At 60.5% G+C, this 10,933-nt stretch carries 9 protein-coding genes; 2 read left to right on the top strand and 7 right to left on the bottom strand.

Annotation, left to right across the window (positions count from 1 at the left end; translation table 11 throughout):
• Positions 1 to 47 precede the first annotated feature (47 nt).
• The 4 genes from HU811_RS10575 to HU811_RS10560 form a co-directional block, all read right to left on the bottom strand.
• The gene (locus HU811_RS10575; protein WP_186655710.1) at positions 48 to 1,028 is read right to left on the bottom strand and encodes a FecR domain-containing protein; all 981 of its coding nucleotides are present in this window, start codon (positions 1,026 to 1,028) and stop codon (positions 48 to 50) included.
• Positions 1,025 to 1,543, bottom strand: coding sequence for an RNA polymerase sigma factor (locus HU811_RS10570; protein WP_092400806.1), 519 nt, complete (start codon positions 1,541 to 1,543; stop codon positions 1,025 to 1,027). The genes HU811_RS10575 and HU811_RS10570 overlap by 4 nt, the downstream gene beginning before the upstream one ends.
• A 243-nt stretch (positions 1,544 to 1,786) precedes the next feature.
• Positions 1,787 to 2,494 (bottom strand): 3'-5' exonuclease, encoded by a 708-nt coding sequence (locus tag HU811_RS10565; RefSeq protein ID WP_186655708.1) that lies wholly within the window; start codon positions 2,492 to 2,494, stop codon positions 1,787 to 1,789.
• On the bottom strand, positions 2,491 to 4,431 hold the full coding sequence (locus tag HU811_RS10560; protein ID WP_186655706.1) for a putative nucleotidyltransferase substrate binding domain-containing protein: 1,941 nt from the start codon (positions 4,429 to 4,431) through the stop codon (positions 2,491 to 2,493). Before HU811_RS10560 ends, HU811_RS10565 begins: the two co-directional genes overlap by 4 nt.
• A 251-nt stretch (positions 4,432 to 4,682) precedes the next feature.
• Between HU811_RS10560 and HU811_RS10555 the strand changes: the two genes are divergently transcribed.
• Entirely contained in the window at positions 4,683 to 5,129 is a 447-nt protein-coding gene (locus tag HU811_RS10555) for a response regulator (protein WP_047228125.1), read from the top strand.
• 148 nt (positions 5,130 to 5,277) lie between these two features.
• Here the strand turns inward: HU811_RS10555 and HU811_RS10550 are convergent, their stop codons facing one another.
• The gene (locus HU811_RS10550; protein ID WP_186655697.1) at positions 5,278 to 7,455 is read right to left on the bottom strand and encodes a malate synthase G; all 2,178 of its coding nucleotides are present in this window, start codon (positions 7,453 to 7,455) and stop codon (positions 5,278 to 5,280) included.
• 541 nt (positions 7,456 to 7,996) lie between these two features.
• Here HU811_RS10550 and HU811_RS10545 point away from each other — a divergent pair.
• Positions 7,997 to 8,515, top strand: a complete 519-nt coding sequence (locus tag HU811_RS10545) for a glycine cleavage system transcriptional repressor (protein WP_092455680.1) — start codon at positions 7,997 to 7,999, stop codon at positions 8,513 to 8,515.
• Between the two features lie 217 nt (positions 8,516 to 8,732).
• Here the strand turns inward: HU811_RS10545 and rarD are convergent, their stop codons facing one another.
• Together rarD and HU811_RS10535 are read right to left on the bottom strand one after the other, a co-directional pair.
• Positions 8,733 to 9,620 carry an EamA family transporter RarD gene (gene rarD, locus HU811_RS10540; protein WP_092400820.1) on the bottom strand — a complete coding sequence of 296 codons (888 nt, stop codon included), beginning with the start codon at positions 9,618 to 9,620 and terminating at the stop codon, positions 8,733 to 8,735.
• Positions 9,621 to 9,823: 203 nt separating this feature from the next.
• Positions 9,824 to 10,798 (bottom strand): serine/threonine protein kinase, encoded by a 975-nt coding sequence (locus HU811_RS10535; RefSeq protein WP_186655694.1) that lies wholly within the window; start codon positions 10,796 to 10,798, stop codon positions 9,824 to 9,826.
• Positions 10,799 to 10,933 lie beyond the last annotated feature (135 nt).

Genomic DNA, 10,933 nt, shown 5'->3' with positions numbered 1-10,933 from the left:
TGGGAGCGGGCTTGCTCGCGAAGGCGGCCTACCTGATAAAAGGTCTCTCAGGGTTTCGGCGCGACCCTCGGCCCCACCACCACCCACCAGTGCGTGTGATGCTCGACCTGCACCGGCAAGGTCGGGAGCAGGGCGCTGAGTGCCAGATCGGTGTTGTGCAGCGGGAAGCTGCCAGTGATGCGCAGGTCTGCCACTTGTGGCTCGACACCCAGATAGCCGCGACGGTAACGCCCCAGCTCATGGACCAGGTCTTCGAGGCGGGCGTTGTCCACCACCAGCATGCCGCGGGTCCAGGCATCGGCGCCTGGACTGAGGGCCATCGTCGGCCCGAGACCGTCGCGGCGCATCAACACCTGCTGGCCTTCACGCAGGATCTGCTCTTCGTCGGTGGCTTGTGGATGCGCCGCCACCGCCGACTTCAACACGCTCAAGCGTGTGCCTTCTGCTTCTCGCTTGACCAAAAACCGGGTGCCCAGGGCGCGCATGTTGCCTTCGCGGGTTTCAACGATAAACGGACGCGGATCGTTGTGGCCGGTTTCCACCAGGATCTCGCCTTCTTGCAGGACAATGCGTCGTTGCTTGTCATCGAAACGCACGTCCAGCGCACTGTGGGTGTTGAGGTTGATCAACGTGCCGTCCGCCAGGCGCAGGACGCGTTGCTCGCCGGTGGCGGTGCGCTGGTCGGCCAGCCAGTAATCCAGCGGCAAGTAACGATCCCCGGCAAACAACGCCAGGCCGATCACTGCAACAAGGCTGGCCAGGCTGCTGCCGAGCTTGCGCACCCGGCGACGAATGTTTGCTCTGGATTGCAACAACGCGGCTCGCCCAGGGCCATTGGCGACACTGAAGCGTTGGTCGAGCATGCCCAGTTGCCGCCAGGCCCGGGCATGTTCTTCGTCGGCGGCATGCCATTGGGCGAACGCTTCACGCTCCTGGGCGCTAACGCCGCCTGAGTCCAGGGACAGTTGCCAGGCAATGGCCGCATTCAGAACCCCGGTCGAGACGGGTTTGGAAGAAGGCGTGCTCATGTCGGCTCACCATAAAGGGCGATGTAGCACTGGCGCATGCCCTGGGCCAGGTACTGCCGCACCCGGGGCACGGAAACCCCCAGGCGCTCGGCGATTTCTGCATGGCTGAGGCCGTCGAGGCGGTTATAAAGAAAAGCAGCGCGAGCCTTGCTCGACAATTTGCCAAGCAGCCGATCAATCGCCTTGAGGTCTTCGAGGATCAGTTGCTGCTCTTCCAACGACGGCTGTTCGTTTTCCGGGATCAGCATCAGCTCGGTGAGGTAGGCCTGCTCCAGCGCTGCCCGACGGAAATAATCGAACAGCAGTCCCTTGGCGATCGCCACCAGAAACGCTCTGGGCTCCCGGGGCGCTGTCAGTTCCTCCCGGCCCAGCAGACGCACGAAGGTGTCCTGGCTCAGATCTTCCGCCCGCTGCGGGCAGGCCACGTTGCGGCGCAGCCATGCCAATAGCCACCCGCGATGGTCACGGTACAACGCACCAACCAGATCACTGTGGGGGCTTGGGACTGACGACACGAAGCATCACCGACGTTTTAAGTAACGAGAATTGTTCGCGATTGTCGCAGAGGCGGGGGAGGGAAAGCAATTGGCGCTGGTCGGGACCCGGTCTGTGGGCCCAAATAAGTCTGTGGGCCTAAACAGGTCTGTGGGAGCAAGGCTTGCCCGCGATGCAGGCGACTCGGTTTGGCTGTCAAACCAGGCGATGCCATCGCGGGCAAGCCTTGCTCCCACAGGTAAACCACCCTCGGAGCAGAGGATTTAGAGCGAAGGCGCCCGCTGCCGTCGCTTCCATTGGCTCAGGTGCTGTTGCAGCTCAAGCGGGCTATGGATCTGCTGCTGACGGGCACGGCTGAACAGAATGAGCGCCAGTTCGGCGGTGGCCAGGGCGTCGGCGCTGGCGTTATGACGGTCGAAGACTTGCAGTTTGCACCAGTCGATCCAGTCGTCCAGGCCGGCCTTGCGCAGGTGCGCTTGAGGGCAGAGCATCGGCGCCAGGTCAGCGACATCCAGAAACGTATGCTGCAAGCGATAACCAAGGTAATCCTTCAGTGCCCTCCCGAGCATGTGGGAGTCGAACGGCGCATGAAATGCCAGCAGAGGGCTGTCGCCGACGAATTCCATGAACGCCAGCAGCGCCTCGGCGGGGTCGCTGCCGGCAGCAATTTCACTCGGCGCCAGGCCATGGATCAATACGCTCGGTCCCAGCTTCTGCTTGTCGCACTGTAAGGTGCGTTCGAACTGTTGGCTGAAATCGATGGCGCCGTCTTCTATGACCACCGCACCGATGGACAGCACCTGATCCTTGTTCAGGTTCAACCCCGTGGTTTCCAGATCCAGCACTACCCAGCGTTGCTCCCTCAGGCTGCATTCACCCAGGGGCGCGGGGGCTGGCAGGCGTTCCAGGCGCTGTTGCACGTCTTCAGGCAACATCGGTTGGACCGGGCGTAGCCAGGAAAAAATGCTCACAACTGGTACCTCAGCGTCAGGCTGCTTTGCAGCCGTTGGGCCTGGCGCAGGGATTCGCGCAGAATGCGCCGGTCCAGATGATTAAGGCTGTCGGGATCGACCCGGTTGGAGTAGGGCAGGTTTTCGCGGGTTTGCAGCTGATGTTGTTGCATGCGGGTTTGCTGGATGAAGTGATAGGCCTCTTCATAGGCCGCGCCATCGAGCGGTTGGATCACGTCCTTGATGACCAGTTGCCGCAAGCGCTCCAGGGTATTGTTGGCTTCGATGCCATTGGCCAGGGCTAGCAGGCGGGCGCCGTCGACAAAAGGCGTCAGGCCTTGCACTTTCAGGTCTAGGGTGGCTTTTTCGCCGTTCTTGCGGCTGAGCACGAAATCCCTGAAGCGTCCCACCGGTGGACGATGACGCAGCGCGTTCTCGGCCATCATGCGCTGGAACAAACGGTTATCGGCCACCTGTTCGAGCACTTGCTGGCGCAACTGCTCACAGCCTTGCTCATCGCCCCAGACCACCCGCAGGTCGAAATAAATACTCGAACTCAATAGGTTTTCCGGCGTCGCTTCACGAATGAATGCGGCAAAGCGTCGGGCCCATTCGGCGCGGGACAGGCACAGCTCCGGGTTGCCGGCCATGATGTTGCCCTTGCACAAGGTGAAACCGCAGAGGGCCAGGCTCTGGTTGATCTGTTGGGCGATGGGCAGCAGCAGCCCGCGGATCTGCGCCGCATGGGCGGCGTCCCGGGCTTCGAACAGGATGCCGTTGTCCTGGTCGGTGTGCAGGGTCTGCTCGCGCCGGCCTTCACTGCCGAAACACAACCAACTGAACGGCACGCCTGGGTCGCCCTTGTCGGCCAGGGTCAGTTCGATGACCCGGCACACGGTGTGGTCGTTGAGCAGGGTGATGATCTGGGTGATCTGCGTCGATGACGCGCCATGGGCCAGCATGCGCTCCACCAATTGACCGATCTCGCCGCGCAGGGCCACCAGGCTCTCGACTTTCGGGGCGCTGCTGATGGTCCGTGCCAGATGCACCAGGTCGACCCGCTGCAGGGAAAACAGATCGCGCTCGGACACCACGCCACACAAGCGATGGTCCTTGACCAGACAAACATGGGCGATATGGCGCTCAGTCATGGCGATGGCCGCGTCGAAGGCGCTGTGGTCCGGCGACAGATAAAAGGGTGTTGGGGTCATGTGCGCGGCGATGGCTTCGGAAAAGTCCCCGGAGCCGTCGGCGACCACATGCCGCAGGTCGCGCAGGGTAAAAATCCCTACCGGCGCTTTTTGCTCGTTCACCACCACAATGCTTCCGACCTGCTGTTCGTGCATCAGTTTCACGGCTTCGCGCAGGGGCATGTCGGGGTTGCAACTCACCGGATGACGCATCGCCAGCTCGCCCAGCCGGGTGTTGAGGGAATATTGGGGGCCGAGGGTTTGCGCAGATTTCTGCTGGACTTGCTGATTGAACTGGTCGAGCAGACTGCTGACTCCACGCAGTGCGAAATCACGAAACGGGCTCGACAGGGCGAACAGCTTGATGAATGCCTGCTTGTTCAACTGCAGGCAGAAGGTGTCCTCGCCGGCACGGTGTTCGGTGCGCGTAGCCCGCTCACCCAGCAGCGCAGCAAGGGGGAAGCATTCGCCGGTGGTGATTTCGAAGGTGGTTTCGGTGCCACCTTTTGCCGAATGCGGACGCTCGCCCACGACCCGGCCCTGCTTGACGATATAAAAGTGTTCCACCGTGCCGTCGGCCGGTTTGATGATGGTTTCCCCCGGCGCGTAAAAACGCAGCAGGCATTGCTCCACCAGATAAGCCAGGTGAGCGTTTTCCATTTGGTTGAACGGGGGAAAACGCTGAAGGAATTGCAGCGTTCCCTGGATGTTCTGCAACACCGCGGTTTTCCCTGCCTGGGTAAAGGCGTCCGTTTTTTTCATCACCATGGCGCAGTCTTTTTTGAATTGTTGTGGTCGGATCTGTCCCCATGGTCAACCCCTGAGGGTAGGGTGCCCATTGGACGTAAGTCTAGGTCAACGCAAAAGGCTGGGAACGATAGAAAAATCCTGGGTGTGGTCTATCCGAAGCCTGCAATAAATGTACTTGGAAAAAAATCCGACGAAGTGCACATTGAAGCGACGCAGAACGATGTCTGACCACTGTGCCAGGGGATCGATTAAAGAACGTAGAGAGCACCATGTCCGACCACGATATTTTGAGTGACGCCGAGCGCGAGGCGCTGAGTGCCGTCATGCTGGAACCCGACCTGCCGCCGCAACGAGTCTTGATTGTCGATGACGACAAGGACGCCCGTGAGCTGCTATCGGAAATTCTGGCCCTGGACGGTATTCACTGCATGACCGCCGCCAGCGGTGAAACGGCGCTCAAGTTGCTGGAAACCAAGCCGTCGATTGGCCTGTTGATCACTGACTTGCGTATGGGCAATGTCGATGGTCTTGAACTGGTCCGCCTGGTCCGTGAGTCGGAGCGCGCAGCGCTGCCGATCATCCTCGTCTCCGGCGATGCCGACGTGAAGGACGCCATCGAAGCGATGCACCTGAGCGTAGTGGATTTTTTGCTCAAGCCTATTGATACGGAAAAATTGCTGGGTCTGGTCAAGCATGAGTTGGGGATGGATCTTTGAAAGGGTCGCAGCCTTCGGCAGCTCCTACAGACGAGTACGGTCCCTTGTAGGAGCTGCCGGAAGCTGCGATCTTTTGATCTGGCTCCGAAAATAAAAGCCCTGATCTTTCGACCAGGGCTTTTTCTTGTGCTGCGTTTTTACCCCTCAATCACAACCCATTGGCTGCCTTGAACTCGCGACGACGACGGTGCAGCACCGGCTCGGTATAGCCGTTAGGCTGCCGGGTGCCTTCGATCACCAACTCCACCGCCGCCTGGAAGGCGATGTTGCTGTCGAAGTCCGGCGCCAGTGGACGGTACAGCGGGTCGCTGGCGTTCTGGCGGTCCACCACCGGCGCCATGCGCTTGAGGCTTTCCATCACCTGATCCTGGCTGACGATGCCATGGCGCAGCCAGTTGGCGATGTGCTGGCTGGAAATACGCAGCGTCGCACGGTCTTCCATCAGGCCAATATCGTTGATGTCCGGCACCTTGGAGCAACCTACGCCCTGGTCGATCCAGCGCACCACGTAACCGAGGATGCCCTGGGCATTGTTGTCCAGCTCGTTCCTGATCTGCTCTGGCGTCCAGTTCGGGTTCACGGCCAACGGGATGGTCAGGATGTCGTCCACCGAGGCGCGGGCACGTTGGGCCAGTTGCGCCTGACGGGCGAACACGTCGACTTTGTGATAATGCAGCGCGTGCAGGGCGGCAGCGGTCGGCGACGGAACCCATGCCGTGTTGGCACCCGCCATGGGATGAGCGATTTTCTGCTCCAGCATCGCCGCCATCAGGTCCGGCATGGCCCACATGCCCTTGCCGATCTGAGCGCGACCCTGCAGGCCGGTGCTCAGGCCGATATCGACGTTCCAGTTTTCATACGCGGCGATCCACTTCTCGGCTTTCATATCAGCCTTGCGCACCATCGGGCCGGCTTCCATGGAGGTGTGGATTTCGTCGCCGGTGCGGTCCAGGAAGCCGGTATTGATGAACACCACGCGCTCGCTGGCGGCCTTGATGCAGGCTTTGAGGTTGACCGTGGTCCGGCGCTCCTCGTCCATGATCCCGACCTTGAGGGTGTTGCGCGGCAGGTTCAGCACGTCCTCGACGCGACCGAACAGTTCGTTGGTGAACGCCGCTTCTTCCGGCCCGTGCATTTTCGGTTTGACGATGTACACCGAGCCGGTACGGCTGTTGCGACGCGAAGTGTTGCCGTTGAGGCTGTGGATGGCTGCCAGACTGGTGATCAGTCCGTCCAGGATGCCTTCCGGTACTTCATGACCGTCCTTGTCCAGGATCGCGTCGATGGTCATCAGATGACCGACGTTGCGCACGAACAGGAGCGAGCGGCCATGCAGGGTCAGGCCCGAACCGTCGACCGTCGTGTACGCACGATCGGGGTTCATGGTGCGGGTAAACGTCTGACCGCCTTTGGCGACCTGTTCCGACAGATCGCCCTTCATCAGGCCGAGCCAGTTACGGTAGATCACCACTTTGTCATCGGCATCGACGGCGGCGACCGAGTCTTCGCAGTCCATGATGGTGGTCAGCGCGGCTTCCATCAGGATGTCTTTGACGCCGGCGGCATCGGTCTGTCCGACGGGGGTGCTGGCGTCGATCTGGATTTCGAAGTGCAGGCCGTTGTGCTTCAACAGCACGGTGGTCGGTGCCGAAGCGTCGCCCTGGAAACCGATCAGTTGCGCGTCGTCACGCAGGCCGCTGTTGCTGCCACCCTTGAGAGCAACCACCAGTTTGCCATCGACGATCTTGTAAGCGGTGGAATCAACATGAGAGCCGGCCGCCAATGGCGCCGCTTCGTCGAGGAAGGCACGGGCAAAGGCGATGACCTTGTCGCCGCGAACCTTGTTGTAGCCTTTGCCTTTTTCCGCGCCGTCGGCTTCGCTGATGGCATCGGTGCCGTACAGCGCGTCGTACAGCGAACCCCAGCGGGCGTTCGAGGCATTGAGGGCGAAGCGGGCGTTCATCACCGGGACGACCAGCTGCGGGCCGGCCATGCGGGCGATTTCGTCATCGACATTTTGGGTCGTGGCCTGGAAATCCGCCGCTTCTGGCAGCAGATAACCAATATCTTGCAGGAAGGCTTTGTAAGCCACGGCGTCGTGGGCCTGGCCGGCACGGGCCTGGTGCCAGGCATCGATCTGCGCCTGGAAATCGTCGCGTTTGGCGAGTAGGGCTTTGTTCTTCGGGGCCAGGTCGTGGATGACTTTGTCGGCACCGGCCCAGAACGCATCGGCGGTGAGGCCGGTTCCGGGAATGGCTTCGTTATTCACGAAGTCGAACAGGACTTTGGCGACCTTAAGGCCACCGACTTGAACGTGTTCAGTCATTGCTTGCCTCACTCTGCTCAGCTATTTCGCTTTTCAGCTCTTCGATTTTGACAATGAAGCCTCGGGACATTTAAACCACAAACCCCGGAACCAGTACATGCCATCGCTGGCGGCTGGGTTTTTAGCCTTGCTGACGGGGCTTTTCAGGGATGCGACTGCGCCAGGGCAGACATCGTTACAACGTTATGTAGTGCGCGCTGCGGCATACTACATGATCAATTGCGGTTGTGAAAATTAGACTAATTGCGTCGTTCCGCGACCCACTAAAGTGCTACGGTCACAACGAGGCATGGAATGTTCTCAAAAAAATGGCAGATTGTTCCAGTTAAATCTTTGAAGTTGTACACGATATTGTTGGCGCGTCAGTCCCGTGGGAGCAAAGCTTGTTCGCGATACAGGCGCCGTTGCTTCAGAAGGACCGAGTTGTATTCATCGCGAGCAAGCTTTGCTCCCACAGCGGCGAGGTATATATCTTTAGGCCACCAGCCTGTCCGCGACCACCTGCCTATACTCTTCTTTCCACAACCAGAGGGCTCGCGCCATGGACCATCTCGTCATCACTGTTTTCGCCCCGGACAAGCCTGGGTTGGTCGAGCAAATCGCCCTTTGCATCGCCGAGCACGGCGGTAACTGGCTGGAAAGCCGCATGTCCCGTCTGGCGGGACAATTTGCCGGCATCCTGCGCCTGAGTGTTCCGGCCGAGTCCCATGATGAACTGATCGAAGCTCTACAAGGGCTATCGGCCCACAACATCCGCGTGCTGATCGCCGAGGGCATCGTCGAAGAGTCCTGCACGTGGAAGCCTATTGCGATGGAACTGGTGGGCAATGATCGCCCTGGCATCGTGCGCGACATCACGCGCTTGCTGAGTGAGCAGGGCGTCAACGTCGAACGACTGGTCACGGACGTGCGGCCGGCGCCGATGAGCAGCGAGTTGCTGTTTCATGCCGAAGCGCTTCTCGGGGTGCCGGTGACCCTGTCCTTGGAGACGTTGCAGGAGCGTCTGGAAACCCTGGCCGATGAGCTGATGGTAGAGCTGAAACTCAGCGACGAAAGCTGATACGGGTTATCCAAGGAAAAACTGCGCCTGCCTGTGGATAACCTGTAGAGACACGCCGCCAGCCCATACGGGCCGGGGCTTGATGATGAGTGATTAAAAAATCACCAGTTTTCAATGGGTTGTGCACAAACGGCGGGGATCAGGCTGTGGATAACCTTGGGGCGGATCGACGCAGACCACGTCGTCTGTGGCCTGCGCAGGGTTGTTCGATTTTTGATCAATTACGTCGGCGCATGCTCACCACGGCATCGATGCTGTACACCGCAAGCCCGGCCCAGATGAACAGGAACGCCACTAACGTGCTGGACGACAGGTGTTCGTCGAACAGCAACACCGCCAGCAGTAGCACCAGCGTCGGGGCGATGTACTGCAGAAAGCCCAAGGTGGTGTAGGGCAAGTGCCGTGCAGCGGCGTTGAAACACACCAGTGGCACCAGTGTCACGGGCCCTGCCGCCACCAGCCACCAGGCTTCGGAAGTGGTCCAGAAAACGGCTTGGGCACTGGTCGCCGCCGGGTTGAACAACAACCAGGCAACGGCGATCGGTACCAGCATCCAGGTTTCCACCACCAGCCCGGGTAAAGCCTTGACCGGGGCCTGCTTGCGGATCAGCCCATAAAAGCCGAAGGTCAGCGCCAGCATCAGCGACACCCACGGCAGGCTGCCCACTTGCCAGACCTGCTGCGCCACACCGACCGCGGCCAATCCCACTGCCAGCCACTGCATGCGCCGCAACCGTTCACCCAGGATCAACATGCCGAGCAATACGTTCACCAGCGGGTTGATGTAGTACCCCAGGCTCGCTTCGAGCATGCGCCCGTTGTTCACCGCCCAGACATAGGTCAGCCAGTTGGCCGCGATCAACGTACCGCTCAGGGCCAGGATTGCCAGCCGTTGTGGATTGTCCCGCAGTTCGCGCCACCAGCCCGGGTGTTTCCAGACCATCAGCAACGCCGCGCCGAACAGCGCCGACCACAGCACCCGGTGGATGATGATTTCCACGGACGGCACGTTGGCGATGGCTTTGAAATAGATCGGGAACAGACCCCAGATGATGTAGGCACTCAGGCCCAGGATATACCCGCGACGCGGGTTGGCGGCTTGCATGCAGAATCCTTGCTTAGGCAGCTAACAAAAGAGTGATTGTAAGGAGATTTGTCAGGTTGTGCTGGGAACCTTGTGAACAATCATCAAGGATTTCCTGTGGGAGCGGGCTTGCTCGCGAAGGCGGCGTGTCTAGCAGCACAACTTTGCCTGACCCAGCGCTTTTCGCGAGCAAGCCCGCTCCCACAGGATGATTCTGGGTTACATCAGAACAACCTCAACGGCTCCTCATTGAGCGCCGCCAGTTGCTCGCGCAGCGCCAACACCTGGTCGCCCCAGTAGCGTTCGCTGCCGAACCACGGGAAGCTGCGCGGGAACGCCGGATCATCCCAACGGCGCGCCAGCCAGGCGCTGTAGTGCATCAGGCGCAGGGCGCGCAGTGGCTCGATCAAGGCCAGTTCACGCGGGTCAAAGTCATGAAACTCGCGGTAACCGTCCATCAATTCCGACAACTGCCCCAGGCATTCCTGGCGGTCACCGGCGAGCATCATCCACAAGTCCTGTACCGCCGGGCCCATGCGGCAGTCGTCCAGGTCGACGATATGAAAAACCTCGTCGCGGCACATCATGTTGCCGGGGTGGCAATCGCCGTGCATACGGATGTTCTTATGGGGCGTGGCGGCATAGACCTCTTCGACCCGCTTGAGCAGATCCCTGGCCACCGACTCGTAGGCCGGCAGCAGGCTGCGGGGTACGAAGCCGCTTTGCAGCACGGTGGCCAGCGAATCGTGGCCGAAGTTTTTCACGCCCAACGCTTCACGATGCTCGAACGGACGGGTCGACCCGACCGCGTGCAGGCGTCCGAGCAATTGCCCCAGGCGATAGAGTTGGTCGAGGTTGCCCGGCTCAGGCGCGCGGCCGCCGCGACGGGGAAACAGGGTGAAACGAAACCCGGCGTGTTCGTGCAGACTGACGCCGTTGTGAATCAGAGGCGCTACCACCGGCACGTCGCATTCGGCCAGTTCGAAGGTGAAGCGGTGCTCTTCCAGAATCGCTTCGTTGGTCCAGCGCTGAGGGCGATAGAACTTGGCGATCAGCGGCTCGGCGTCTTCGATACCCACCTGATAGACACGGTTTTCATAGCTGTTGAGGGCCAGCACACGGGCGTCGCTGAGCAAGCCCATGCTTTCAACAGCATCGAGCACCAGATCGGGTGTGAGGGTTTCAAACGGATGGGACATGCTGACTCCTGCGCAGCGGCAGGGCTGCCGCGTCCGGCCCAGCATGGTAGCGCAAAGCAGTCGGGATTAATCGGTGAGACTTCAATTGCTGTTCGTGGCGAGGGAGCTTGCTCCCGCTTGGGTGCGCAGCGCCCA

Origin of the sequence: Pseudomonas tehranensis (genome assembly GCF_014268615.1) — a bacterium.
In the GTDB taxonomy this organism is placed as follows: Bacteria; Pseudomonadota; Gammaproteobacteria; order Pseudomonadales; family Pseudomonadaceae; genus Aquipseudomonas; species Aquipseudomonas tehranensis.
Note: the sequence above shows the minus strand (reverse complement) of the source record. Positions and strands in the feature narration are given on the sequence as shown.